The sequence below is a fragment of the Paucimonas lemoignei genome (assembly GCF_004342585.1).
In the GTDB taxonomy this organism is placed as follows: Bacteria; Pseudomonadota; Gammaproteobacteria; order Burkholderiales; family Burkholderiaceae_D; genus Paucimonas; species Paucimonas lemoignei.
Genome location: NZ_SLZQ01000003.1, coordinates 69,678 through 94,669, shown reverse-complemented (window position 1 = coordinate 94,669; position 24,992 = coordinate 69,678). Strand labels below are relative to the sequence as shown.

The 24,992-nt window shown below is 58.0% G+C and carries 21 protein-coding genes and 1 riboswitch; of the genes, 9 read left to right on the top strand and 12 right to left on the bottom strand.

Annotation, left to right across the window (positions count from 1 at the left end; all coding sequences use genetic code 11):
* Positions 1–5: 5 nt before the first annotated feature.
* The 4 genes from hslU to dksA all read right to left on the bottom strand — a co-directional run bounded on the left by hslU (position 6) and on the right by dksA (position 4,307).
* The gene (gene hslU / locus EDC30_RS05815) at positions 6–1,349 is read right to left on the bottom strand and encodes an ATP-dependent protease ATPase subunit HslU (RefSeq protein ID WP_207907218.1); all 1,344 of its coding nucleotides are present in this window, start codon (positions 1,347–1,349) and stop codon (positions 6–8) included.
* A 19-nt stretch (positions 1,350–1,368) separates the two neighbouring features.
* The gene (hslV, locus tag EDC30_RS05810; protein WP_132257864.1) at positions 1,369–1,905 is read right to left on the bottom strand and encodes an ATP-dependent protease subunit HslV; all 537 of its coding nucleotides are present in this window, start codon (positions 1,903–1,905) and stop codon (positions 1,369–1,371) included.
* A gap of 311 nt (positions 1,906–2,216) precedes the next feature.
* Positions 2,217–3,605, bottom strand: a complete 1,389-nt coding sequence (locus tag EDC30_RS05805; protein ID WP_132257863.1) for an STAS domain-containing protein — start codon at positions 3,603–3,605, stop codon at positions 2,217–2,219.
* Between the two features lie 297 nt (positions 3,606–3,902).
* Complete coding sequence (gene dksA, locus EDC30_RS19950) at positions 3,903–4,307, bottom strand: RNA polymerase-binding protein DksA (RefSeq protein ID WP_132258142.1); 405 nt, start codon at positions 4,305–4,307, stop codon at positions 3,903–3,905.
* Between the two features lie 31 nt (positions 4,308–4,338).
* Here dksA and EDC30_RS19945 point away from each other — a divergent pair, with 31 nt between their 5' ends.
* Positions 4,339–4,833: a hypothetical protein gene (locus EDC30_RS19945; RefSeq protein ID WP_132257862.1), complete on the top strand. Its 495-nt coding sequence runs from the start codon at positions 4,339–4,341 to the stop codon at positions 4,831–4,833.
* A gap of 53 nt (positions 4,834–4,886) precedes the next feature.
* Here the strand turns inward: EDC30_RS19945 and EDC30_RS05790 are convergent, their stop codons facing one another.
* From EDC30_RS05790 to EDC30_RS05765, 6 genes are all read right to left on the bottom strand, one after another.
* Positions 4,887–5,948, bottom strand: a complete 1,062-nt coding sequence (locus tag EDC30_RS05790) for a CobW family GTP-binding protein (protein ID WP_132257861.1) — start codon at positions 5,946–5,948, stop codon at positions 4,887–4,889.
* A 126-nt stretch (positions 5,949–6,074) separates the two neighbouring features.
* Positions 6,075–7,028: a tyrosine recombinase XerC gene (gene xerC / locus EDC30_RS05785; protein ID WP_132257860.1), complete on the bottom strand. Its 954-nt coding sequence runs from the start codon at positions 7,026–7,028 to the stop codon at positions 6,075–6,077.
* Between the two features lie 19 nt (positions 7,029–7,047).
* Positions 7,048–7,716, bottom strand: a complete 669-nt coding sequence (locus EDC30_RS05780) for a DUF484 family protein (protein WP_132257859.1) — start codon at positions 7,714–7,716, stop codon at positions 7,048–7,050.
* 155 nt (positions 7,717–7,871) lie between these two features.
* Positions 7,872–8,723, bottom strand: coding sequence for a diaminopimelate epimerase (gene dapF, locus EDC30_RS05775; RefSeq protein ID WP_132257858.1), 852 nt, complete (start codon positions 8,721–8,723; stop codon positions 7,872–7,874).
* Between the two features lie 48 nt (positions 8,724–8,771).
* Complete coding sequence (locus tag EDC30_RS05770; protein ID WP_132257857.1) at positions 8,772–9,638, bottom strand: LpxL/LpxP family acyltransferase; 867 nt, start codon at positions 9,636–9,638, stop codon at positions 8,772–8,774.
* Positions 9,635–10,492: a lysophospholipid acyltransferase family protein gene (locus EDC30_RS05765; protein ID WP_132257856.1), complete on the bottom strand. Its 858-nt coding sequence runs from the start codon at positions 10,490–10,492 to the stop codon at positions 9,635–9,637. Before EDC30_RS05765 ends, EDC30_RS05770 begins: the two co-directional genes overlap by 4 nt.
* Before the next feature lie 230 nt (positions 10,493–10,722).
* On the opposite strand from EDC30_RS05765, the gene metK reads away from it, so the two are divergent.
* The 6 genes from metK (at position 10,723) to EDC30_RS05735 (ending at position 17,875) form a co-directional block, all read left to right on the top strand.
* Positions 10,723–11,886, top strand: coding sequence for a methionine adenosyltransferase (gene metK / locus EDC30_RS05760; protein WP_132257855.1), 1,164 nt, complete (start codon positions 10,723–10,725; stop codon positions 11,884–11,886).
* Between the two features lie 294 nt (positions 11,887–12,180).
* On the top strand, positions 12,181–13,170 hold the full coding sequence (locus EDC30_RS05755; protein WP_243656667.1) for a M14 family zinc carboxypeptidase: 990 nt from the start codon (positions 12,181–12,183) through the stop codon (positions 13,168–13,170).
* 141 nt (positions 13,171–13,311) lie between these two features.
* Positions 13,312–13,391: riboswitch (S-adenosyl-L-homocysteine riboswitch) on the top strand.
* 25 nt (positions 13,392–13,416) lie between these two features.
* Positions 13,417–14,841 (top strand): adenosylhomocysteinase, encoded by a 1,425-nt coding sequence (gene ahcY / locus EDC30_RS05750; protein WP_132257854.1) that lies wholly within the window; start codon positions 13,417–13,419, stop codon positions 14,839–14,841.
* Positions 14,842–14,936: 95 nt separating this feature from the next.
* Positions 14,937–15,278 carry a phage holin family protein gene (locus tag EDC30_RS05745; RefSeq protein ID WP_132257853.1) on the top strand — a complete coding sequence of 114 codons (342 nt, stop codon included), beginning with the start codon at positions 14,937–14,939 and terminating at the stop codon, positions 15,276–15,278.
* Complete coding sequence (metF, locus tag EDC30_RS05740; protein ID WP_132257852.1) at positions 15,275–16,132, top strand: methylenetetrahydrofolate reductase [NAD(P)H]; 858 nt, start codon at positions 15,275–15,277, stop codon at positions 16,130–16,132. Before EDC30_RS05745 ends, metF begins: the two co-directional genes overlap by 4 nt.
* Positions 16,133–16,375: 243 nt before the next feature.
* On the top strand, positions 16,376–17,875 hold the full coding sequence (locus EDC30_RS05735; protein WP_132257851.1) for a methyl-accepting chemotaxis protein: 1,500 nt from the start codon (positions 16,376–16,378) through the stop codon (positions 17,873–17,875).
* 89 nt (positions 17,876–17,964) lie between these two features.
* Here EDC30_RS05735 and EDC30_RS05730 read toward each other — a convergent pair whose 3' ends face one another.
* A complete protein-coding gene (locus tag EDC30_RS05730; protein WP_132257850.1) occupies positions 17,965–18,936 on the bottom strand; it encodes a helix-turn-helix domain-containing protein in 972 nt (323 codons plus the stop codon).
* A 380-nt stretch (positions 18,937–19,316) separates the two neighbouring features.
* On the opposite strand from EDC30_RS05730, the gene EDC30_RS05725 reads away from it, so the two are divergent.
* Together EDC30_RS05725 and EDC30_RS05720 are read left to right on the top strand one after the other, a co-directional pair.
* The gene (locus EDC30_RS05725; RefSeq protein WP_165973739.1) at positions 19,317–20,573 is read left to right on the top strand and encodes an extracellular catalytic domain type 1 short-chain-length polyhydroxyalkanoate depolymerase; all 1,257 of its coding nucleotides are present in this window, start codon (positions 19,317–19,319) and stop codon (positions 20,571–20,573) included.
* Between the two features lie 280 nt (positions 20,574–20,853).
* The gene (locus tag EDC30_RS05720) at positions 20,854–24,324 is read left to right on the top strand and encodes a pyruvate carboxylase (protein ID WP_132257848.1); all 3,471 of its coding nucleotides are present in this window, start codon (positions 20,854–20,856) and stop codon (positions 24,322–24,324) included.
* Positions 24,325–24,427: 103 nt separating this feature from the next.
* Here EDC30_RS05720 and EDC30_RS05715 read toward each other — a convergent pair whose 3' ends face one another.
* The gene (locus tag EDC30_RS05715) at positions 24,428–24,988 is read right to left on the bottom strand and encodes a 5-formyltetrahydrofolate cyclo-ligase (protein WP_132257847.1); all 561 of its coding nucleotides are present in this window, start codon (positions 24,986–24,988) and stop codon (positions 24,428–24,430) included.
* Between the last annotated feature and the right edge of the window lie 4 nt (positions 24,989–24,992).

Here is a 24,992-nt window from a genome sequence, read left to right as displayed (position 1 = left end):
ACGGCTTACAGCACGTAGCGCGACAAGTCTTCATTGACGGCCAGCGCGCCCAGCTTTTCATCGACATAGGCCGCGTGGATTTCGACGGTTTTTTCCGTCATGTCGCTGGCCGTATACGACAGTTCTTCTAACAATTTCTCCATCACCGTGTAGAGCCTGCGGGCGCCGATGTTTTCGGTTTTCTCATTGACCGAATAAGCGATTTCCGCCAGGCGCTTGATGCCATCCTCGGCAAACTCCACCTTCAGGCCTTCGGTAGCCATCAACGCTTCATACTGCTTGGTCAGGCACGCATCGGTGGATGTCAGAATGCGTTCGAAATCCGCGATGGACAGCGACTCCAGTTCGACGCGAATCGGGAAGCGCCCCTGCAGTTCCGGGATCAGGTCTGAAGGTTTGGCCAAATGGAATGCGCCGGATGCGATAAACAGGATGTGATCGGTGCGGATCATGCCGTACTTGGTATTGACCGTGGTTCCTTCGACCAGCGGCAGCAAGTCGCGCTGTACGCCGGCACGCGAAACATCGGCGCCGCCGACTTCGGAGCGAGACGCGATCTTGTCGATCTCATCGAGAAAGACGATACCGTTCTGCTCGACATTGGCAATGGCCTTTTGCTTGAGCTCATCCTCGTTGATCAGCTTGGCGGCTTCTTCTTCCACCAGCAGCTTCAAGGCTTCCTTGATCTTGAGCTTGCGCTTTTTCTTGCGCCCGCCACCGATGCCGGAAAACATCGACTTGATCTGCTCCGTCATTTCTTCCATGCCGGGCGGCGCCATGATTTCCATGTGCGGCGCGGCTTCCGAGACTTCGACTTCAATTTCGCGGTCGTTCAGTTCGCCTTCACGGAGACGCTTGCGGAAGGTCTGCCGCGTGGAGCTGCCGGCGCCGGCATCTTCTTCCGGTGCGGGGCTGGAGTGAAAGCCGAAGTCGCGCGGCGGCGGCAGCAGGATGTCAAGCACGCGGTTTTCCGCGGCATCTTCGGCGCGCGAACGCACCTTGCGCATTTCCGATTCGCGCGTCTGCTTGATGCCGATGTCGATCAGATCGCGGATGATGGTGTCGACGTCGCGGCCGACATAGCCGACCTCGGTGAACTTGGTTGCTTCGATCTTGATGAATGGCGCATCGGCCAGCTTGGCCAGGCGGCGGGCGATTTCAGTCTTGCCGACGCCGGTCGGACCGATCATGAGGATATTCTTGGGCGTGATTTCGTGGCGCAGCGGTTCCTCGATCTGCTGGCGGCGCCAGCGGTTGCGCAGGGCGATAGCAACGGCGCGCTTGGCATTGGCCTGGCCGACCACGTGCTTGTCGAGTTCGGAGACGATCTCCGGAGGAGTCATATTCATGGTGTCAGTCTGCAATAGGTTATTCGAGGGTTTCGATCACGTGGTTCAGGTTGGTGTAGATGCACAGCTCGCCGGCGATGGTCAGTGCTTTCTTGACGATATCCTGTGGCGGCAGATCGGTGTTTTCCTGCAGCGCCTTGGCTGCCGATTGCGCGTACAAGCCTCCCGAGCCGATGGCGCCGACGCCGTCTTCCGGTTCCAGCACATCGCCATTGCCGGTGATGACAAGGGTTGATTCGCGGTCCGCGACCAGCAGCATGGCTTCCAGGCGGCGCAGCATGCGGTCGGTGCGCCAATCCTTGGCGAGCTCGACCGAGGCGCGCAACAAATGACCTTGATGCTTTTCCAGCTTGGCTTCAAAACGTTCAATCAGCGTGAAAGCGTCGGCAGTACCGCCGGCGAAACCAGCCAGCACCTTGCCGTGATACAGCCTGCGGATTTTGCGAGCGCTGGCTTTCATGACTGCGTTGCCGAGAGTCACTTGTCCATCGCCGCCGAGTGCGACCGCATTGCCGCGCCGAACGGAAACAATGGTGGTGCCGTGAAATTGTTCCATGAAAACCTCAATTGAAAGATGGCTGTTATTTTGCTCCGCGTCTGCAGGATTCACTCTGCCATGTAGAGAAGCGTTGAAACTGCTCAAGCCAGACGGACAGGCAATATCAAGATAATGGGGACCAAATCGGCAATTACAAGATAAGGCAATGACGAACGCAATGACGAGCGCAATGAGATTCGGCTGATCCCGGAAGACAAGCTAAAGAGCTGAACGAGGGAGGAACAGCCTGAATGGAATTAGCCTGGAATGGCTACCTTGCAATTCTGCAATTTCATGCAGGCTGGCGATGAGAGAAAGGCGGTTTAATGCTAGTTCTTGCGCAAGGTGATCTGGGCAACTTCACGCAAGCCGATCACTTGGAACAATGCCGCGACCAGATAGCTGACGTTACACAATTCAATCACTTTACCCTGGCCGGTCAATGGCGCCATCAAAGATAGCAATTGGCCGGCCGCGCTGAAATCGACGCGAATCAGGTTTTTACAATCAAGAACGGCATGCTCATGCCGGTTGATGTAATCCGTGATGGTGTTGAAGGCATTGCTGCGGACGTCGATCACGGCCGGCATTTGGAATTTTTCCGATTCCGCCTCTTGCGACAAATCCGGCAATTCTACGGCGGTCGATACTTTTTTCGGCGCGATAAAAGCCGGCGGCGATACCTCAAACGTGACACAGTAATCGATACTGGTTTCTTCGAATTCCTGTTCGCGGTTCAGCAATTGCAGAATTTCCAGCAGCAGCAACCACGGAGCATCGGTGGCATCCCGGCGGCCGGTTTCGATAATGCCGCGAATCTTGGAAGCCAGTTCGGGTGCGCCTACCAGAATCAGTTCGTAGCCTGCCTTCTGCAGTTTCTTTAATGTCGCCAGCAGCAGTTCGCAGCCTTCCGGCAAGACTTCGCTGACGCGCGCGAATTCCAGGCGCAACATGCCATTCTTTTCGCTCAGCTTCTGGGCACGCTCGAGTTGCTTGACGATTGATTCATCGAGCTTGCCGGAGAAGGTAATGGCAGGAGTGGCACTGGCGCTTGGTTGCACCGTATTGTCCAAATCGGCACGACCGTCGTCCCACGCCGGTGGCGACGTTTCAAACTTGGCAGCAAATTCAATCGACAGGTTTTCGAATTTGTCTTGCTTGCCCATGACCTGGTAAAGATCGAACAACATGCGCCAGACCATGCCGCTCTTTTCGCCGAGCGAAGGGTCGTGGATAGCGTCAAGCAGCATTTGTTCGACCAGATCATTTTGCTCATTGGCGAACAAGACCGCTGCTTCTTCGATGGCCGGATGCGTTTCCGAGCTGGCGACGACGACGCTGCCTGCTTTCAAGTCCAGGCCAAATGCCGTGGTGTTGTCGAGTCTCGGCAGAGCAGAGGTCGAAGCCGGCTGGCTATTGGCTGGCTGGCCAGTAGCGGTGGATGGCGATGCGGGCTTCGACGTTGCCGGAGGCAGAGTGTTCTGGCTGCCCGATTTACTGGATGAGCGACCCAGTTCCGAGGTCATTTCGGATTCGATCGCATCGATTTTTTCGGCGGTCGCGCGCGCTGCATCACGCTGCTGCAGATTGCGTGCGGGAGAGCGAGCGCTGGATGAACGAGCTTGTTCGCTGGCGGGCTTGCGGCGAGAAGCGTCCCGGTCAGACTCGGGTGTGTCTGCTTGTCGGTCCTTCTTGCCTAAAAACGAAAAAATCCCCACGTCTCTCCTGTCCCTATTACTACCGGCATCTGCGTATTTCCGTCATTACATCGCAGCATGCCAAAACCAGCGTTAGTCTGAAAGACTAAATTCCATTCGGCAATTATAGCCCTAAGAAAAGGGCGGATGTCGATTACAGCTTGCTGAGGGCGATTTGTCAAATGATCCGTGCTGAATGCCGTCTTTTTGGCAACAATATGCGAGCTGTCTTCATGCATCATTTCGGCGGACCACTGAAATGAAAATGCCGGCAAGTCGCCCTGCCGGCATGAATACAGAAAACCTGAATGGATGGTATCAGTCGCCGTACAGCTTTTGCTTGAGTTCACGACGTTGCTGCGCTTCCAGCGACAGGGTTGCCGTTGGACGGGCCAGCAGACGCGGGATACCGATCGGGTCGCCGGTTTCCTCGCACCAGCCATAGTCGCCAGACTCGATGGCAGCCAGGGATTGCTGCACTTTCTTGAGCAGCTTGCGCTCGCGATCGCGGGTGCGCAACTCCAGGGCATGCTCTTCCTCGATGGTGGCGCGGTCAGCCGGATCCGGCACCAGCACGGTTTCACGCAGGTGCTCGGTAGTTTCATCGGCATTCTTGAGCAAATCGCGTTCAAGTTGCTGCAGGCGAGCCTTGAAGAAGGCCAACTGCGCCTCGTTCATGTAATCCTTTTCATCCATCTTCAGGATTTGCTCTTCGGTCAACAGGCTGCCTTGGGCAGGAGTGTCAGGATTCGGTTTGCTTGTCTTGGTTGCCACTTCGCTTACTTTCGAATCGAGGGCGGTATCGACTGAAGGAGAAAGACGTTCCGGCGCACTCTTGGTGCTCTTGCGCGGGACCGGCTTTTCCGTTTTGCTTGAGGCAGAAGCAAGAGTTGCTGGAGCCTTGGCAATCGATTTCGCCGCTTTGTTAACTGCCGGCCGTTTTGACGTGCCGGATGATTTCGCAATGACCGCGCTCTTGGATGGCTTTTGTTCTGCTGCCTTCTTGGTTGCTGAACGGCTGGCCGCAGAGGCGGTTTTTTTTGCGGTCACGGATTTTACAGCAGATTTGCCCGAGATTTTGTTCAAACCGTTATTTGCCACGGATTTAGCGGCAGTTTGCTTTCCGCTGCTCGGGCTTTTCGCCTTGGGACTTGCAGTTTCGCTGATTTTTCGTGTTTTTTTTACAACGGTTGCGTTCATGGCGCGCTCCTTGAAGCAGTCCCGATGCCCATTGATCAAATTAATTTAATTCAGAAAAGCCTTTCCCATCTATTTATTAGCAATTTTCTGAACTGAACTAATTTATACCAAACATTGTTTTAATCCAGCAATAAAAATGTCTTTTGGTAAATCTTTTCCGATAAAGACCATTTTGCTGCAGCGCGGTTCGCCGTCCTGCCATTTCGCTCCCAAGTCCGTCCCCATCATTTGATGAACGCCCTGGAAGATGACCTTGCGCTCGCCGCCGGCCATCGACAGGATACCCTTGTAACGCAAGAGTTGCGGACCGAAGACCTGGATGATCTGGCCGAGAAATTCATCGAGCTTCAGGCTGTCGAACGGGCGCTCGCTGGTGAAGGCGAATGCGGCGATCTGATCGTGGCGATGGTGTGCATGTCCATGATGCTTGTGGTGGCCGTGATGGGCATGGTCGTGCTGACAGTCTGCGCTGCATGCATGCTCGTGGTGAGCATGCTCGTCTTCATCCGCACGCAGGAAGTCGGGATCGAGTTCCAGCTTGTCATTGAGGTTGAAGCCGCGCAGATCCAGCACGTCGGCAAGCGGCACGCGTCCGAAATCGGCCTTGCTGATCGGTGCGCGCGGGTTCATGCGGCCGAGCCGTTGCGTCAACTGGTCGATGGCAGGTTCGTCGACCAGGTCGGTTTTCGACAGCAGGATGCGGTCGGCGAAACCGACCTGGCGCTGCGCTTCTTCCTGCGCATCGAGCTGCTGCATGCCATGCCGGGCATCGACCACCGTAACGATGGCGTCGAGCATGTACCGCGAGGCGACCTCGTCATCCATGAAAAAGGTTTGCGCCACCGGACCGGGATTGGCCAGGCCGGTGGTTTCGATGACGACGCGGTCGAACTGGATTTTGCCGGCGGCGCGCTGGCGTGCCAGGTTGTTCAGCGCTTCAATCAGGTCGCCGCGCACGGTGCAGCAGATGCAGCCGTTATTCATTTCGACGATCTGTTCATTGCTTTCCTGTACCAGGATGGCATTGTCGATGTTTTCCGGGCCAAATTCGTTTTCGATGACCGCGATCTTGTAGCCATGCGATTCCTGCAGAATGCGGTTGAGCAGGGTGGTTTTGCCCGCGCCGAGAAAGCCGGTGAGGATGGTGGTCGGGATCAGTGCCATATCGAAAAGTCAGTGAAAGGTTCAGGACAGCCCAGAAATCCAGCGGTACGCGGCTTCGGACCTGGGCGCCGCAGGGATTTGTCGCGCGGTCTGCCGGCGCAGCCAAGACGCATGATGATAGCGCGGCTATTTTTTCTTTGCGCGGGGATGCGCCGCATCGTACACCTGGGCCAGGCGCTGGAAGTCCAGCGCGGTGTAAATCTGTGTCGCCGCGATCGAGGCATGGCCAAGCATTTCCTGCACGGCGCGCAAGTCGCCGGAAGATTGCAGGACGTGCGAGGCGAAGGAATGGCGCATCATGTGCGGATGGACGTCGGCTGGAATACCCAGCGCCTTGGCATGTGCCTTGATGCGCAACTGCACGAGGCGCGCCGACATGCGCGTGCCGCGCTCCGTTAGAAACAGCGCATGCGGGTCGAGCTTCTCCAGTGCCGGACGCACGGCGATCCAGGCAGCAAGTGCTTGCATCGCCGCGCCACCCACAGGCACCCGGCGCATCTTGCCGCCCTTGCCGGTGACGGTGACTTCGCCGGCGTCGAAATCGATCCAGCCGGCCGATTCATGGCCGTTTTCCTTGGCATAGCGGACATCCAGTTGCACCAGTTCAGAAATGCGCAAGCCGCTCGAATACAGCAACTCGAACATGGCGCGGTTACAGAGTTCGCTGGTGGCATTGGCATCCTTGCGCGGATTGGGTTGGTTCACGAGGCGCACGGCGTCATCCGCCGACAAGGCCTTGGGCAGGAGCTTGGCGCGTTTGGGCGGCTTGATGCCTTCGACGGGGTTGGCTGGCAAAGTGGTCTGCTGCGCCAACCAGGCATAGAAGCCGCGCCAGGCTGACAGCTTGCGGGCGATGCTACCGCCGCTCAAGCCTTGCGCATGCAATTGCGCGGCGAATTTACGGATGTGGAAATGATCGAGTGCTTCGAGCGATAGCGCCGGTTTGGCGGCCTCGGCCAGTTGCATCAGTTCGGCCAGGTCGCGGCGATAATTGGCGACGGTGTGCTCGGCCAGCTTGCGCTGTGTCGCCAGGCTATCCAGGTACCGGTTCAGCCATTCCTGATTACCGGGCTTTTCCATTGCCTTCTGCAGACTACGTTTAATCGAGAAGGCAAGTCGTCGCCGCCGCGGCGCAATCGCCGATGCGGGAAAGGAAATCGGTGGCCATGTCCGAGGTAAAGCGGCTGGCATCCGGGGAGCCTAGCACCAACAGGCCGAAGGTGTCGGCCGCGCCGTCGCGGCGCAGCGGCAGGATGGCGACGGACTCGATGGCCTGTGCTTCATCGATCCAGGAGGCGACTTCGAAATCGTTGTTGCGGCCGCAGAACGGGCCATTCAAGCCATTGGCAAACAGGCGGGCATCGTCGGAAACGCCCTCGGCGAACCAGGTGTGCGAATAGTCGGGTGCCACGCCCCACAGGCGCAGGGTGGCGTAAGGCACGCCGAAGATGGTTTGCAAGCCATCGATCAGCACGTGCGGCAAATCGACATCATTGCGCGCCAAGAGCAGGCTGCGCGCCCATTGCTGAAATTTTTGCGCGATCTCGTCATTTTCCCGGCCGATGCGAATGAGTTCGGCCAGCTTCAATTCCAGTGCGTGATATTTATGCCGCAGCACTTCCATCTGTCGCTCCTGCAGCGATACGGCGCGACCGCCCAGCGGGCTGGACAGCTTGACCTGTGCCAGCAGGTCGGCATGCTCTTCAAAGAAGTGCGGATGGTCGAGCAGGTATTGGGCGACGGTGTTGGAATCGAGTTGGGCAGTCATCGTGATTAGCCGATATCAGTGGGCAGTATGGTTGGCGCTAAAAGCAGGTCCTATAAAGCTTGCGCTAGGCAGATGCTGCAAGCGCGCTTGCTATATGTACAGGACGTGCGTAATTGTACATCGCCGGCTTGCGTTGGCGGCTTTTTCGACAACGGTCAGATGTCGATTTCGCCTTCAAAAACCGTGACTGCAGGCCCGGTCAGCATCACGTGCGCATCGCCGCCGTCCCAGGCAATCGACAGTTCGCCGCCGCGTGTCGAGACTGCCACGGGAGAATCGAGCAAGCCACGGCGGATGCCGGCTACCACGGCGGCGCAGGCGCCAGTGCCGCAAGCCAGGGTTTCGCCGGCACCGCGCTCGAATACGCGCAGCTTGACGTGGTGACGATCGATGATTTGCATGAAGCCGGCATTGACCCGCTTCGGGAAGCGCTGGTGGTTTTCAATTGCCGGACCATCCTGTTCCACCGGCGCGTTATCGACATCGTCCACCAACTGGACGGCATGCGGATTGCCCATCGATAGCGTAGAAAAGAGCAGCGCCTTGCTGTTGATCTCCAGCAGCCAGAGCTGGTCATCTCCTTGCTGTACAGGGTGAAGGCCGCTGGCATCGAACGGCACCAGCGCCGGTTCCAGAATCGGCGCGCCCATGTCGACGGTAATGCGGCCATCTTCCTGCATGGTCGGTTCGATCACGCCCGACATGGTTTCAACGCGGATGGCGCGCTTGTCGGTCAAGCCTTTTTCGATGACGAATTTGACGAAGGCGCGGGCGCCGTTGCCGCACTGTTCGACTTCGCTGCCGTCGGCATTGAAAATGCGGTAACGGAAGTCGACGCCGGGCGTTTGCGACTTTTCGATGACGAGCATCTGGTCGGCGCCGACACCGAAGCGCCGGTCAGCGAGCGCCTGCCATTGCGCCGGCGTGAAATCGATGGATTGGCGGATGGCGTCGAGCACGACAAAGTCGTTGCCGGCGCCATGCATTTTGGTGAATTTGATTTTCATGGTGCGATTATAGCGCTGAGCACTTGGTGCAGCGCTGCCTGAAGTGGCTTAGTCGTAGAAGCCGGGAGAGCCGGGCGGGCGGGTCTTGAAGCGCTTGTGCGTCCACAGGTATTCGGCCGGCATCTCGCGCACCCGGTCTTCGATGAAGGCATTCATGCGGCGGGTGGCGGCCAGCAGATCCTTGCCCGGATAATCCGGCACGGGCGGATAAAACTTCACCGTCCAGCCGCGATAATTGGGCAGGAAAGTGGCGATGACGGGGATCACCTTGGCGCCCGTGGCTGCGGCGATGCGAGCCGGCGCCGTCAGGGTCGCGGCGGGAACGCCAAAGAAAGGCACGAACTCGGCATCCTTCAAGCCAAAATCCAGATCAGGCAGCATGAAGTAGGGAAGGCCTTCGCGCATGGCGCGCAGGATCGGCTTGATGCCTTCGGCGCGCGACAAGAGTTTGACCGGCTTGAAGCGCGAGCGTCCACGGCGAAGCGCGGCATCGGCGACCTTGTTGCGCTGCTCCATGTAGACGGAGGATGCCGAAATTTCCATGGCAATCCGCGCTCCTGCCACGTCCAGGCAGACGAAATGCGGACACAAGAGGATGACCGGGCCGGACTGGATTTCTTCCAGTGGTAGTCCGGGTTCCATGTGAATCAGCTTGCGCAGGCGCGATTCCGGCGCCCACCAGAGGATGCCGCGCTCCAGGATGCTGCGGGAATAAGCCTGGAAATGGCGACGCGCCAGGGTGCGTCGTTCTTCTTCCGTCAAATGCGGCAGGCATAAGGCCAGGTTGGTCAGGGCGATGCGGCGGCGCTTGGGAATGGCCCAGTAAAGGAGCGACCCGAGCGCCTCTCCCAGTCGGCCCAGGATCGGCAGGGGCAACCAGTGCAGCAGCCACATCAGTGCAATCAGTAGCCTCATGTTGGCTTTCCCGGGTTGGTGGTTGGCGGCGTGACGCCGGCCGGCACTTTGTAGCGGTTGTAGCTCCAGAAATACTGTGCGGGACACTGGGCGATCAGTTTTTCCATGGCGGCATTGATGGCGCGGGCCTGTTGCTCGGGCGTGTCTCCCAGTTCCTCGTCGAACAGCGTGAAGTGGAGCCGGTATCCTGCGCCCCGCGGCAGCCGCCTCGCATAGGCCAGCACGATCGGTGCGCCCGACATCTGCTGCAGCTTGGCTGGCAGCGTCATGGTGTAGGCAGGCTTGCCGAAAAAGTCAGCCCATACGCCTTCGCCGTTTTGCGGCACCTGGTCGGGCAATAAGCCGATCGGCTTATTATTCTTGAGCGCTTTGAGCAGGATGCGTACGCCGGCTAGATTGGCGGGCGCCAGCGCGAGATTTTCACGAGCCCGCGCGCCTTCGACCAAGGGCTTGAGTGCTTCCTTGCGCGGCGGGCGGTAGAGCACGGTAAGCGGATGGCGCGCGGCGAAACCCTGCGCGAGGATTTCAAAGCAGCCCAGGTGGGGGGTCAGGAAAATGATGCCGCGTCCGCGGGCCAGCGCCGCTTCGACGGCTGACCAGTCTTCGCAGACAGCAAGTGGCAAGACCTTGCGGGGATCGGCGAACCAGACGAAGGGCAGTTCCATGACATTCTTGCCAGCTTCGGAAATGGCCGCGCGCAAATGGCTCGCGTGGCCGGCACGCGTGATGTTTTCTTTCAGCCTGCGGCGGTAGGTGGGGGATGCCCAATACACGACCCAACCCAGCATGCTGCCGATGGCATGCAGGGCGGGCAAAGACAGGTGGGAAAGCAGGCGAAACAGTTTGACAAGCATCAGCGGGGACAGAGTTTTTTGCCGATTTTTTCCAAGACGCGTAAAATAGCACGATATCGATAGGCAAAACAGCGCCAGTCTGGCAATTGCCAGGGTGCCAATGCCATCGATTCCGCCGAGTTAATGACAACTTGCGAGGCGGTATACAAATCTCGCTAAAGCGTCGCAGGCTCAAATATCTATGTTCTGGCCGCGACACCATGGTCAATCATTACGTAATGGAGCCTGCGATGGCAAATGAATTCCTCTTTACTTCGGAATCGGTTTCCGAAGGCCACCCCGACAAGGTCGCTGACCAAATCTCCGACGCCATTCTCGACGCGATCCTGGAACAGGATCCGAAGTCGCGCGTGGCTGCGGAAACGCTCTGCAATACCGGTCTGGTGGTGCTGGCTGGCGAAATCACCACGACTGCCAACGTCGACTACATCAACATTGCCCGCGAAACCATCAAGAAGATCGGCTACGACAATGCCGACTTCGGCATTGACTACAAGAGCTGCGCGGTGCTGGTCGCCTATGACAAGCAGTCGCCCGATATCGCCCAGGGCGTTGATGAAGGCAAGGGCATCGATCTTGACCAGGGCGCCGGCGACCAGGGCTTGATGTTCGGTTACGCCTGCGACGAAACGCCGGAGCTGATGCCGGCGGCGATTTACTATGCCCACCGCATCGTCGAGCGTCAGTCGCAATTGCGCAAGGATGGCCGCCTGCCATGGCTGCGCCCCGACGCCAAATCGCAAGTCACGCTGAAATATGTCGATGGCAAGCCGGTGGCGATCGACACCATCGTGCTGTCCACCCAGCATTCGCCGGAAATGTCGCACAAGGCCATCGAGGAAGCCGCCATCGAATCGATCATCAAGCCGGTGCTGCCGGCTGAATGGCTCAAGGGCACGCGTTACCTGATCAACCCGACTGGCCGTTTCGTCATCGGCGGCCCGCAAGGCGATTGTGGCCTGACCGGACGCAAGATCATCGTCGATACCTACGGCGGCGCCGCGCCTCACGGCGGTGGCGCTTTCTCCGGCAAGGACCCGTCCAAGGTCGACCGCTCGGCAGCTTACGCCGGCCGTTATGTCGCCAAGAATATCGTCGCTGCAGGCCTGGCGTCGCGCTGCCAGATCCAGGTGTCGTATGCAATCGGTGTTGCCAAGCCGACCTCGGTGATGGTGACGACCTTCGGCACCGGCAAGATCAGCGACGAGAAGCTGGCGGAACTGGTGCGCGAATATTTCGACCTGCGTCCGAAGGGGATCGTGCAAATGCTCGACCTGCTGCGTCCGATTTACCAGAAGACTGCCGCGTATGGCCACTTCGGCCGCGAAGAACCGGAATTCTCCTGGGAGCGCACTGACAAAGCCCAGGCGCTGCGTGCAGCGGCCGGGCTGTAAGCTCGGCGTTCGCGAAGTGAACCCTGGGCTTTGGGGCGGAGTTCATATCCGCGCAGCGGATGTGAACGTAGACCACAATGCGGTCGTGCTGCGTGCAGCGGCCGGGCTGTAAGCTCGGCGTTCGCGAAGCGAACCCTGGCCTCGGGTAGAGTCCATATCTGCGCAGCGGATGTGTTTGCAGACCACAAGACTGTTGCTTTGCGCATCCGCTCCCCTGTCTCTTCGATTAAGATACGGTTTTTGTGTTGAGTAGTGGCAGGATAATGAGGCAATCTAATCATGGCGTCAGCAATAATGGCTGACGCCTTTTTGCATCTGATGCAGCGTGGCATTTTGGCATCGGTCTGCGCCGCCGGTCTGGTTCTTGCCACGACCGCAAGCGCGGCTTCCAAGGATGCGTCCCCCGCGTCAGCTGAGAGCAATAACAAGGCTGTAAAGCTTGGCGGAGCAACAATGTCTGCTGCCCGCAATGCTGCGCCGCAGGTGGACTGGTGCCAGCGCTTTTCCGCTCGCTTGGCGAGCCTTTCACTGGAGACCTGCCGGCAAAGCGGCCTGACCCCGAGCGGCACGCTTTCCGTGCAAGGCTTTCCCATCCTGCACCGGCAAATCCCGCCAGTCAAAAGTGGCAAGAGCACACCTCCGGTCCGCGTGCTCTTGCTCGGCGGGATACACGGCGATGAACTGACTGCGCCCGCCATTGTGTTCAAATGGATGCAGTGGATGAATCAGGGGGCAGCCCAGGAATTCCACTGGAGCGTAGCGCCGGTGGTGAATCCGGATGGTTTTCTGACCAATAAGCCGACCCGCATGAATGCCAACGGCGTCGACTTGAATCGCAATTTCCCCACGCCTGACTGGCACCAGGAAGCGCCGACGTACTGGGTTAAGCGTACCGGGCGCGATCCGCGTCGTTTTCCCGGCAAGCAGCCGCTGTCGGAGCCGGAAAGCCGCTGGGTCAATGATGAAATCGCCCGGTTCAAGCCGGATGTGGTGATTTCCGTGCATGCGCCATTCGGCGTGCTGGATTTCGACGGGCCCGTGCAGCCGCCGCGTAAATTCGGCCGCCTGGTATTTACGCCCGTCGGCGTGTATCCGGGGTCACTGGGTAATTACAGCGGCTTGCATAAGAAAGTGCCGATCATTACGATCGAATTGCCGAATGCGCTGGCGATGCCAAGCGAAGCCGAGTCGAAAAAAATCTGGGAAGATATGCTGACCTGGATCCAGCGAAATGTGTCGCAAAAGCCGGTAGCATCGCCGATCCGCCAGGTTGTGGCGAAATAACCTGCAATAAGTGGATGGGCCGCGACATTCAGCGGTCTGCGCCGGTAGACTTGCGATGCTTGAATAGAGAATTAACACGGGACTGGTGCGCAGATTGGGCGCGGGTGAGCACGATTTCGCGCCAAACTCAGTTATAATCTCGGCTCCAAGGAGCGTTGCAGCATGGCGGCCCGCCATGTCAGGCTTGGACCAATTTTCACCCGCAACGGCGCTCACGTTACTTTTTTCTCATGAAAGGAGGGCGTGATGAACGCCGCAGTCTTGAATTCCAAAGATTCCACCCAGGATTTTGTTGTTGCCGACCTGAGCCTTGCCGATTGGGGCCGCAAGGAAATCCGCATCGCCGAAACCGAAATGCCCGGCCTGATGGCCATCCGCGAAGAATTCGCCGCGCAACAGCCGCTGAAAGGCGCGCGCATCACCGGTTCGCTGCACATGACCATTCAGACCGCCGTGCTGATCCAGACGCTGGAAGCGCTGGGCGCCAAGGTGCGCTGGGCTTCCTGCAACATCTATTCGACCCAGGACCACGCCGCCGCCGCGATTGCCGCCAATGGCACGCCGGTGTTCGCCTTCAAGGGCGAGAATCTGGATCAGTACTGGGATTTCACGCACCGCATCTTCGAATGGACCGATGGCGGTTATTCCAACATGATCCTCGATGACGGTGGCGATGCGACCCTGCTGCTGCACCTGGGCGCGCGCGCCGAGAAGGATGCCAGCGTCCTGAACAATCCGGATTCGGAAGAGGCCGTTTGCCTGTTCAATTCGATCAAGGCAAAGCTTGCCGTCGATCCGACCTGGTACTCGACCCGCCTGAAAGAAATCAAGGGCGTGACCGAGGAAACCACCACCGGCGTGCACCGCCTGTACCAGATGCACAAGGAAGGCAAGCTGGCCTTCCCGGCGATTAACGTCAACGATTCCGTCACCAAGTCGAAGTTCGACAACCTGTACGGCTGCCGCGAATCGCTGGTCGATGGCATCAAGCGCGCCACCGACGTCATGGTGGCCGGCAAGGTCGCCGTGGTCTGCGGTTACGGCGATGTGGGCAAGGGCTCGGCGCAGGCGCTGCGTGCCTTGTCGGCGCAAGTGTGGGTCACCGAGATCGACCCGATCTGCGCGCTGCAGGCCGCGATGGAAGGCTACCGCGTGGTGACCATGGATTACGCCGCCGAGCATGGCGATATCTTCGTCACCTGCACCGGTAACTACCATGTGATCACGCACGAGCACATGAAGAAGATGAAGGACCAGGCCATCGTTTGCAACATCGGCCACTTCGATAATGAAATCGAAGTCGCTGCGCTGCGCCAGTACACCTGGGAAAACATCAAGCCGCAAGTCGACCACATCATTTTCCCGGATGGGAAGCGCATCATCCTGCTGGCTGAAGGCCGCCTGGTCAATCTCGGCTGCGCCACCGGCCATCCGTCTTACGTAATGAGCTCGTCGTTTGCCAACCAGACCATTGCGCAGATCGAGCTGTTCACCAATACGAAGGCTTACCCGGTGGGCGTCTACACGCTGCCCAAGCATCTCGATGAAAAGGTCGCGCGCCTGCAACTGAAGAAGCTCAACGCGCAACTGACCGTGCTCTCCGACGAGCAGGCTGCCTACATCGGCGTGAAGAAGGAAGGCCCGTACAAGGCTGACCACTATCGTTATTGATTCGAGGCGCCACCCCTTTTCCTGACGCAGGGAAGGGGCGCGTGCCCGCCGCAGGAATTTGCAGAGCGTTTGTCCCCAACCATAAGGAGTCCCGCATGCGTTTGTTACTGACCTGGCTGATCAATGCCGCCGCGCTGTTCGTGCTGCCTTACCTGATCCAGTCGATCAAGATCAGGAGTTTCGGCGTCGCGCTGATTGCGGCGCTGGTGCTTGGCTTGATCAATACCCTGATCAAGCCGGTGCTGGTGATCCTGACCTTGCCGGTGACATTACTGACCCTGGGCTTGTTCATCCTCGTCATCAATGGCTTGCTCTTCTGGTTTGCCGGGCGGCTGGTGCCGGGCTTCCATGTGGGCGGCTTCTGGTCTGCCGTCGGTGGCGCGCTGGTGTATAGCCTGATTTCCTGGGCCCTGTCTTCATTATTACTAAGCAAATGACAAACCCGACATCTGTTCAACAAAATTTCAGCATCGAGTTTTTCCCGCCGCGCACGCCGGAAGGCGTGGAAAAGCTGCGTGCCGTGCGCGCGCAACTGGCGGCGCTGAAACCGGCTTATTTCTCGGTGACGTTCGGTGCTGGCGGCTCTACGCAAGCCGGCACGCGCGATACCGTGTTGGAAATCCGCAAGGAAGGCCACGAGGCCGCGCCGCATCTGTCGTGCATCGGTCGTTCGCGCGATGAATTGCGCGCCATCCTGAAAGAGTATCGCGAGCACGGCATCCGTCGCGTGGTGGCCTTGCGTGGCGACCTGCCCAGCGGGTATGGCGCGGTCGGCCATGAAGCGGGCGAATTCCATCACGCTAACGAGCTGATCGAATTCATCCGCGCCGAGACTGGCGACTGGTTTCATATCGAAACGGCCGCTTATCCGGAAATGCATCCGCAAGCCAAATCGCCGCAGGATGATTTGCAGAATTTCGTGCGCAAGGTGAAGGCCGGCGCCAATTCGGCCATCACCCAGTATTTCTACAATGCCGACGCTTACTTCCGCTTTGTCGATGAAGTGCGCGCGGCGGGCGTCGAGGTGCCGGTGGTGGCGGGCATTATGCCGATCACCAATTACACGCAGCTGACGCGGTTTTCCGACATGTGCGGCGCCGAGATTCCGCGCTGGATTCGCCTCAAGCTCGCCAGCTTCGGCGACGATACCGAGTCGATTCGTGCCTTTGGCCTGGATGTCGTCACGGCCATGTGCGAACGCTTGCTGGCGGGCGGTGCGCCCGGCCTGCATTTCTATACGTTGAATCAGGCAGCGGCGACCACGGCGATCTGGCAGCGCTTGGTGAGATAGGAGGTTTTACCGCAATGCTGCGTTGCAGTATTCCTTGATAAGGGGAGGAAGCCATGTTTCCTCCCCTTATTTTTTGTTTGCGATTCGGTAATTCCTTTATGCTAGTGTTGGGCTCTAGCATCATTCCATCGTGTCCCGTGTCTTAAGGCAATACTTGGTTTATGATGAAGTTGCTTTTAGGTATGGCAGGCAAACGGATATGCCGCCTTGCGCTAGAAGTGGAGACAAGGAAAATTACAAAGAATGAATTTCGCAAATCTTAAAATCGGCGCTCGCCTGACCGTCAGCTTTGGCATTCTGTTAATCCTCGTGGCAGGCTTGACCGGGTTGGCCGCTTATAGTCTGTCTGGCAGCGCCAGTGAGGCGACCAGCTATGTCGTGGGACTGGGCATTGGCACGATCGCGCTTGGTCTGATTGCCGGCTGGTGGTTGTTGCGCAGTATCGCCAAGCCGCTGCAGGAAGCAACGGAAATTGCCAGACGCCTGGCGCAGGGTGACTTGAGTGAGCCGTTTGAAGCCCATGCCAAGGGCGAGCTGGGCGAGTTGCAGCAGGCGCTGCAGGAAACCAGCGAGCGCATGTTCAAGATCGTGGCGCATGTGCGCTCTGGTACGACGGCAGTGGCAGCGACTTCCGGCTTGATTACCGCTGATAATACGGCGCTGTCGGCACGTACCGAAGCGCAGGCCAGCTCGCTGGAAGAGACAGCTTCGTCGATGGAAGAACTGACCTCGACCGTGCGCCAGAATGCCGACAATGCCCGTCAGGCCAACCAGCTGGTCGCGCATGCCGCCGAGTCCGCCGTCAAGGGCGGCCAGGTCGTCGGCAGCGTGGTGGCGACCATGGGGTCGATCAAGGAAAGCTCGCGCAAGATCGTCGACATCATTTCCGTCATCGACGGCATCGCCTTCCAGACCAATATTCTCGCCTTGAACGCCGCGGTGGAAGCAGCGCGCGCCGGCGAGCAGGGACGCGGCTTTGCCGTGGTGGCGGCGGAAGTGCGCACGCTGGCGCAGCGCTCCGCGGCAGCAGCCAAGGAGATTGCCGGCCTCATTTCGAATTCGGTGGAAAAAGTCGATGCCGGCAGCAAGCTGGTGGATGACGCCGGCACGGCAATGAATGAAATCGTCGCCAGCGTCAATCGCGTCGCCGGCATCATGAGCGAGATCGCCGCCGCCAGTTCCGAGCAGAGCAGTGGCATCGAAGAAGTCAACAAGGCCGTAGTGCAGATCGATGCCACCACCCAGCAGAATGCCGCCCTGGTGGAAGAAGCCATGCGCACTGCCGCCAGCCTGCAGGAACAGGCCGTGGCGCTGTCGCAAGCGGTGTCGATCTTCAACCTTGGCGCGCGCGAATATGGCAATGCCGACGAAGCTGTCGCCATGGTGCAGGCCGGCGCGCAATACATGCGTAGCTACAGTCGTGCTGCGCTGATCGAGGATGTCAATAAACTGAGCCAGGGTCAGTTTGTCGACCGTGATCTGTATCTCAGCATTTATGCCACAGACGGCACGATCGTCGCGCATGGCGCGAATCGTCGCCTGTGGAATCAGGATTGGAACAAGATCAAGGACACCGACGGGCGCTTCTTTGTCAGCGAAATGGTTAATGCCGCGCGTGCTCAAGGCAGCGGCTGGATGGATTACAAGTGGGTGCATCCGCTGACCAAGGAAACCATGGTCAAGTCTGCCTACTTTGAAATCTGCGACGATCTGGTGATCGCCTGCGGCTTTTACAAGAACTAAGGCAAGCGGTGTCCATGCGGCAGCAGCGGTAAACGGCCGCTGCCAGTCGCCTGATATATGGAAGCGTCCAGAGGGAGCTTACGTTTTCCTTAATCCTGCGCAGCTTCTTTGTGGGCGGCCCGGAAGTCCGAGGGCGATACGCTGAATTTTTCCTTGAATAGCCGGCTGAAATGAGAAGGGTGATTGAAGCCGGACTGGTAAGCGATTTGCTGAACCGAGTAATGCCGGTACTGCGGATCAAGCAAAAGAGTCTTGCAAGTTTCCAGCCGCTGCGAATATAAAAAGTGTTCTACCCGTAGATTCACAGCCTGGAAAATCTTGTGCAGGTAGCCAACCGAGATGCCGCAGGCCCCTGCAATCAACTGTGGATTCAGCTGCGCATTGCGATGGTTGTATTTGATGTAGGCCATTGCCCGTTCCCGATGCGCTGCCTTGATGCTGGATTCTTCAGACGACATGACCTTGCTCTTGTCGCTCACCATCAATAACACGATCAAGTCCAATAGCTGTTCTCTCAAAGCCATGAATTCTGGCTCGGTCCACCCGCTGATTCCTTCATTCAGACATTGCAAGAAATTGGCAAGCAGCTGGCCGCGCGGTGAGCCCTGGACCGCGTCCAGTTTATAGAACGCGCCAATTTGCGGTGCACGCTGAAGCAGCAGCTTTTTGGGAATGGATACGCTGAATGCGTGATAACAGGCGTTGGTGAAAGCCTTGTACGGCGATGTCTGATTCAGCAGCACCAATGTGCCTGAATTGACAGTGAATTTCCCACCGTTTTGCTCAAAATACAAGGGGCCCGATACCGGCCGGCTGAAGGTGAAGTATTCCTGGTCGAATCCAGCGAGGTTTTGCGCCGTGCGCTCCAGGGTCTGGCCGCGATAGCAAATCTCGTTGAATTGCAGTTCCTGTCTTTTATAGGTACGAACGAAGCCGCTGAAGTCTTCACGCGAATTCAATCCTACTTCGATTGGGCCAAAGGCCTGGCACAAAGTATGGCGCCAGGCCTCCACTTTTGGCCGTCCCTCGTCAGCAGAAATTGAAAAGCTGATACCGCTCATATCCTTCCCATGGCCGAGCCTAGCTGAAGCAAATTGGTGAGTGAGTTGCCCTTGGATACAGAATACGCGTAAGCCAGTAGATTTTCCAGTTTGCAGAAAAAAGTGCAAAAATTTTAACAATTCTCTTTGCTTGAAATTTCAAGATGGCCTCCGGAATTGCACGACAGTGTCCGAAACCTTGACTGACGCAATCCTAACGAGAAATCTCCTTGCAGAGCCAATCCTGAAAAAAGATATTTCAATTAACCAGGACTTGATGAAAGGGCTGCCTATAAGCGAAAGCAACCAGGATGCAAAAACAGTTTAACGATTTTCCCGCGCCGTAGAAAAACAAGAATAAGTTCTAGAAACCGAATACGAGGATGAATGGAGACGACAACATGCAAGTAAATAAAATGACTCAACGCGCAGCGACTGCGCTCATCGCCACGTTGGCATCGACTGCTGCTTTCGCCCTTACGCCAGGAAGTGGTGCGTGGGTAAAAGAAAGCGCAACCTATGGCACGCCGAATTTGCAGGATGCCTATGTCTATGTTCCCAGTAATGCCAATCCTCAGGTCATCAATGGCAAGCGGGCATTGATGTTAAGCCTGCATGGTTGCGGACAAACCGCATCCGGCAATGTAACCAATAAAAAATTCAACTGGGAGTCAGTTGCAGAACAATACGGCATGGTCGTGATTGCTCCTACGGTGCCGAGCGGTACCAGTTCGACGCGCACAAGTTCCGGTTGCTGGGATTGGTTTGGCGCCAATCATAATCGCACGAGCCGCGACGCCGTGCCATTGATTAAATTGATCGATGCGGTAAAGGCACGCGCCAATCTGGATATCGACCCGAACCAGATTTATATCAGCGGCCTGTCGTCCGGCGCGGCTGAAACCCATGTGCTGGGCTGTTCCTTCCCGGATTATTTTGCTGGCGTCGTGCCCAATGCCGCACCAGCGCTGGGGTCGGCTTCGACTGATATTTTCTCCGACCCGGTGCGCACCGCTCAGCAAGTCGCGGATACCTGTAAAGCGATCAACGGCAATCAGTACAACAGCTATTTCAATACCCAGATATTCGCCAATGTTTACGGTTCCAACGATGCTATCGTCAAGCCATCGCATAACGTACGCAATCGCGACGGCATGAAAATTCTGTACGGCGCCAATACCAGTGGCGGCACGGTAACCGTTTCCGGCGGCGGAACTGCCGATATCTGGAAAGACGCTAATGGCAAGGTGCGCATCTCGAATATGGTTGTCAGTGGCATGAGCCATGCGTGGCCTGCAGGCTCGGGCGGCTCCGGCGGCGGCACCTACGTCGACTATACGCATGTCAACTACCCGTCCTACATCGTTCCCTGGATATTCGCCAATAACCTGCGGGTAGGCGGTGGTGGCACGACGACCACGACAACGGCAGGCTCAACGACTTCCACGACGTCGACAACGACAACGACTGTCGCGGCGACCTGCTACTCGGCGAGTAACTATGCGCATGTCCAGGCAGGCCGTGCTCATCTGGTTATCAGTACGGGGCGTGCTGCGGCGAATGGTTCAAATCAGGATATGGGTTTGTATAACACCTTCCAGATGACTACCTTAAAAATGACAGGATCCAATTACTACGTGATCGGAACCTGCCCTTAACGAGAGAGCCGGCATTGGTTTTGCCATGGTTAAACGCACGGCCAATGCCTGAAGTTTTTTCGCCATTTATCAGCTGCAGGATAGATGGATTTACCCGCTCTGGATGAGCGGGCTTTTTTTCGATTGCCGTTATGGCAGTGGCAAATGTTTGAATAGAGCGGCGGCGACAGTATCGCTTCTGGGACCAGGCGCGCTGAACGGGCAAGCATGGCTATATGTTGTCTTGTAAAAGTTTTTAAAGCAGCACATCAATCTTTCCAACTTTAGTTTGAGTCATACCATGTCCACGACACTTCCCGGCCGCCGTATCGAAAAAATCCTGGTCGCCAACCGTTCGGAAATCTGTATTCGCGTCATGCGTGCCGCGGCTGAACTGGGCATTCGCACGGTGGCGATCTATGCCGCTGAAGACCGTTTTGCGCTGCACCGATTCAAAGCCGATGAAAGTTACCTGGTTGGCGAAGGCAAGAAGCCGATTGCAGCTTACCTCGACATCGATGACATCATCCGCATCGCCAAGCAAGCCGGCGTGGATGCGATTCACCCAGGCTATGGTTTCCTGTCGGAGAATCCGGAGTTTGCTGAAAAATGTGCGGCAAACGGTATCGTATTTATTGGCCCCCGGCCTGAGGTCATGCGCTCGCTCGGCAACAAGGTGGCGGCCCGTGCAGCTGCTGTTGCGGCCGGCGTGCCGGTAATGCCGGCAACTGCAGCGCTGCCACACGATATCGACGAGGCCCGGCAGCTGGCGGCACAGATCGGCTATCCGCTGATGCTCAAAGCCAGCTGGGGCGGCGGCGGTCGCGGCATGCGCGTGATCGAGTCTGAAGCGGAATTGCCGGGCCAGCTGGAGGTGGCGCGCCGCGAAGCGCTGGCGGCTTTCGGCAACGATGAAATGTACCTGGAAAAGCTGGTCAGGCGTGCACGTCACGTCGAGGTGCAATTGTTGGGCGATACGCATGGCAACCTGGTGCACCTGTTTGAGCGCGACTGCTCGGTGCAGCGCCGCAACCAGAAGGTGGTGGAGCGGGCGCCGGCGCCTTATTTGAGCATGGAACAGCGCGATGCCTTGTGCAGGGCTGCCTTACGCCTCGGGAAAGCCGTCCGCTACTCTCATGCCGGCACGGTGGAGTTTCTCATGGACGCCGACACTGACGAGTTCTATTTCATCGAGGTCAATCCACGCATTCAAGTCGAGCATACCGTAACCGAGCAGGTGACCGGCATCGATATCGTCAAGGCGCAAATCCGCATTTCCGAGGGCGCGGCAATCGGCGTCGATGGGCCTGCCGGCGCCGGCGTGCCGAGGCAATCGGATATCCGCCTGAATGGTCATGCGCTGCAATGCCGTGTGACTACCGAAGATCCGGAGAACAATTTCACGCCGGACTACGGCCGCCTGACTGCTTACCGCAGCGCTTCCGGATTCGGCATTCGCCTCGATGGCGGCACCGCCTATTCGGGCGCGATCATTACTCCTTACTATGACTCGTTGCTGGTAAAGGTTACTGCCTGGGCTTCATCTTCCGAAGAAGCCATATCGCGCATGGACCGGGCTTTGCGCGAGTTCCGCATCCGTGGTGTGTCGACCAATCTGGCGTTTCTGGAAAACGTCATCAATCACGACTTGTTCAAGAGCGGCGAATGCGCAACCCGCTTCATCGATACTACACCGGAGCTATTTCAATTCGCGAAGCGACGCGACCGGGCGACGCGTTTGCTGCAATTTATCGGCGATGTAACGGTCAATGGCAACCCCGAGATGCAGGGGCGCAGTCAGCCACAAGACACCTTGATGGCGCCGCTGCTGCCGCGTGCTGGCATGGAGTTGGCGATACAGCCTGGCACGCGCGATCGCCTGCGCGTGCTTGGCACGGAAAAATTCGCGCAATGGATGCGTGAAGAAAAGCGCGTGCTGTTGACCGATACCACCATGCGCGATGCGCACCAGTCGCTGTTTGCCACGCGCATGCGTACCGCCGACATGCTGGCGATCGCGCCCTATTACGCTCGCCTGCTGCCGGAGCTGTTTTCCATGGAGTGCTGGGGTGGCGCCACGTTCGACGTGGCGATGCGCTTTCTAAAGGAAGATCCCTGGGAGCGCCTGGCGAAATTGCGGGAGCAGGTGCCCAATATCCTGTTCCAGATGCTGCTGCGCTCATCCAACGCCGTGGGATACACCAATTACCCTGACAATGTGGTGCGGCACTTCGTCGTGCAGGCTGCAAAGGGCGGCATCGATCTCTTCCGCGTGTTCGATTCGCTCAACTGGGTGCACAACATGCGCGTGGCGATCGATGCGGTGCGGGAAACCGGCGCGCTGTGCGAAACGGCGATCTGCTACACCGGCGACCTGTTCGATGCGGCCCGCCCCAAATACAATCTGCGCTACTACGTCTCGATGGCGAAAGAGCTGGAGCGCGCCGGCGCCAATATTATCGGCATCAAGGATATGGCAGGCGTGTGCCGGCCTCGCGCGGTGACGGCTCTGGTCAAAGCATTGAAGGAAGAAGTCGGGCTGCCGATCCACTTCCATACCCATGACACCAGCGGAATCGCCGCGGCCAGTGTGCTGGCTGCTATCGAGGCAGGCTGCGACGCCGTCGATGGCACCATGGATGCGATGAGTGGCCTGACCTCGCAGCCTAACCTCGGTTCGATCGCCGCCGCTCTTGAAGGCACCGGGCGTGATCCGCATCTCGACAGGAAAGCGCTTTTCAGTATTTCCCAATACTGGGAAGGTGTGCGCCGCGCCTATGCGCCATTCGAGGCCGATATCCGCTCCGGTACGTCAGATGTGTACCGCCATGAAATGCCGGGCGGCCAGTACACCAACCTGCGCGAACAGGCGCGCGCGATGGGACTGGCGCACCGCTGGAGCGAGGTGTCGCAAGCCTATGCGGATGTGAATCAATTGTTCGGCGATATTGTGAAAGTCACGCCGACATCGAAGGTCGTGGGCGACATGGCCTTGTTTATGGTGGCTCACGATCTGAGCCCGGCCGATGTGCAAAATCCGGAGAAAGAAGTCGCTTTCCCCGAATCGGTCATTTCCCTGTTCAAGGGCGAGCTCGGCTTTCCCTCGGACGGTTTTCCGCAGGACTTGCAACGCAAGGTGTTGAAGGGCGAACAGCCGCTGCAGGATCGTCCGGGAGCTAGCTTGCAGCCGGTTGATTTCGCCGAGGTGAAAAGACAGGTTGAACAGAAGGTCGGACGGGTCATCGGCGAACAGGAGCTTGCATCCTACCTCATGTACCCGAAGGTGTTTATCGAGTTTGCCGAACATGACAGCCGTTATGGCAACGTCAGTGTGCTGCCAACCCCGGCATTTTTCTACGGTTTGAAGGATGGCCAGGAAATTTCAGTCGATATCGACCAGGGGAAAACCCTGGTGATCCGGTTGCTGGGCGTAAGCGAAGCGGAAGAAGGGCAAGCGAAGATCTTTTTTGAATTGAACGGCCAGCCACGCGTCATGCGCATCGAGCGCGCCGGCGCAGTCAAGCCTGCCGTCGCGCCCAAGGCCGAGGAAGGGAATGCATGTCATATTGGCGCACCGATGCCAGGCATGGTGGTGACGGTGGCGGTCAAGCCGGGTCAGTCGGTTGCCAAGGGAGATCCATTGGTATCGCTAGAAGCGATGAAAATGGAAACCATGATCCGTGCTGAGCGTGACGCCACTGTGGCTCAGGTGCACGTCAAGGCCGGCACCGCCGTCAGCGCCAAGGACCTGCTGATCGAGTTGGCCGTTTGAGACCTGCGCGATTGCGCTTTCCGGCCCGCCATCTTTTATCGGCTGTCATTCGGAATAATTGATAACCTGGTAAGGGTACCGTAAATGGCAGGAGCCGGCGATTTCAGCTTTCGATGCCGGCCTCCGTCACTACCGCATCCAGCGCAATGTCATGGCTTTCCACGGCAAAGTCGGCGCGGCTGCAAGAATAAGCCACGCCGATGGCGCGCGGCCGCGGCGATGACGCCAGCGTACGGTCATAGAATCCGCCGCCATAGCCCAGGCGGAACTTGTCACGGTTGTATCCCACACATGGGATCAGCAGCAACTCGGGCTCCAACTCCCCACACGCTTTCGCCGGTACCCATACGCCCATGGCATCCTTCATCAGCGGGTCGCCTGGTGCCCAGGCCAAGAACTTCAAGGGCAAAAGCGGGTCGATTACCACTGGCAATGCCAGTTGCACGCCGGATGCGGTCCATTCGTCAAAGAGCTGGCGCAAATCCGGCTCGCTGCGCATGGGCCAGAATACGCCGATAGAACGTGCCGGTTGCCACTCCAGCAAGTGCTGTAAGTGTTTGCCAATAGCGGCATTCCACTCTTCACGCAATACCGAGGAAATAGCTTGACGCTGTGCCAATAATTCCTGGCGCAGGCTAGGTTTATGTTGTGGATGTGCAGCCATAAAG

What these genes read in the sequence shown, in the direction of transcription:
- hslU (WP_207907218.1), bottom strand. Translation starts at nt 1,349, where the DNA reads ATGAATATGACTCCTCCGGAGATCGTCTCCGAACTCGACAAGCACGTG.
- hslV (WP_132257864.1), bottom strand. Translation starts at nt 1,905, where the DNA reads ATGGAACAATTTCACGGCACCACCATTGTTTCCGTTCGGCGCGGCAAT.
- EDC30_RS05790 (WP_132257861.1), bottom strand. Translation starts at nt 5,948, where the DNA reads ATGGCACTGATCCCGACCACCATCCTCACCGGCTTTCTCGGCGCGGGC.
- xerC (WP_132257860.1), bottom strand. Translation starts at nt 7,028, where the DNA reads ATGGAAAAGCCCGGTAATCAGGAATGGCTGAACCGGTACCTGGATAGC.
- EDC30_RS05780 (WP_132257859.1), bottom strand. Translation starts at nt 7,716, where the DNA reads ATGACTGCCCAACTCGATTCCAACACCGTCGCCCAATACCTGCTCGAC.
- dapF (WP_132257858.1), bottom strand. Translation starts at nt 8,723, where the DNA reads ATGAAAATCAAATTCACCAAAATGCATGGCGCCGGCAACGACTTTGTC.
- EDC30_RS05770 (WP_132257857.1), bottom strand. Translation starts at nt 9,638, where the DNA reads ATGAGGCTACTGATTGCACTGATGTGGCTGCTGCACTGGTTGCCCCTG.
- EDC30_RS05765 (WP_132257856.1), bottom strand. Translation starts at nt 10,492, where the DNA reads ATGCTTGTCAAACTGTTTCGCCTGCTTTCCCACCTGTCTTTGCCCGCC.
- metK (WP_132257855.1), top strand. Translation starts at nt 10,723, where the DNA reads ATGGCAAATGAATTCCTCTTTACTTCGGAATCGGTTTCCGAAGGCCAC.
- EDC30_RS05755 (WP_243656667.1), top strand. Translation starts at nt 12,181, where the DNA reads ATGGCTGACGCCTTTTTGCATCTGATGCAGCGTGGCATTTTGGCATCG.
- ahcY (WP_132257854.1), top strand. Translation starts at nt 13,417, where the DNA reads ATGAACGCCGCAGTCTTGAATTCCAAAGATTCCACCCAGGATTTTGTT.
- EDC30_RS05745 (WP_132257853.1), top strand. Translation starts at nt 14,937, where the DNA reads ATGCGTTTGTTACTGACCTGGCTGATCAATGCCGCCGCGCTGTTCGTG.
- metF (WP_132257852.1), top strand. Translation starts at nt 15,275, where the DNA reads ATGACAAACCCGACATCTGTTCAACAAAATTTCAGCATCGAGTTTTTC.
- EDC30_RS05735 (WP_132257851.1), top strand. Translation starts at nt 16,376, where the DNA reads ATGAATTTCGCAAATCTTAAAATCGGCGCTCGCCTGACCGTCAGCTTT.
- EDC30_RS05730 (WP_132257850.1), bottom strand. Translation starts at nt 18,936, where the DNA reads ATGAGCGGTATCAGCTTTTCAATTTCTGCTGACGAGGGACGGCCAAAA.
- EDC30_RS05725 (WP_165973739.1), top strand. Translation starts at nt 19,317, where the DNA reads ATGCAAGTAAATAAAATGACTCAACGCGCAGCGACTGCGCTCATCGCC.
- EDC30_RS05720 (WP_132257848.1), top strand. Translation starts at nt 20,854, where the DNA reads ATGTCCACGACACTTCCCGGCCGCCGTATCGAAAAAATCCTGGTCGCC.
- EDC30_RS05715 (WP_132257847.1), bottom strand. Translation starts at nt 24,988, where the DNA reads ATGGCTGCACATCCACAACATAAACCTAGCCTGCGCCAGGAATTATTG.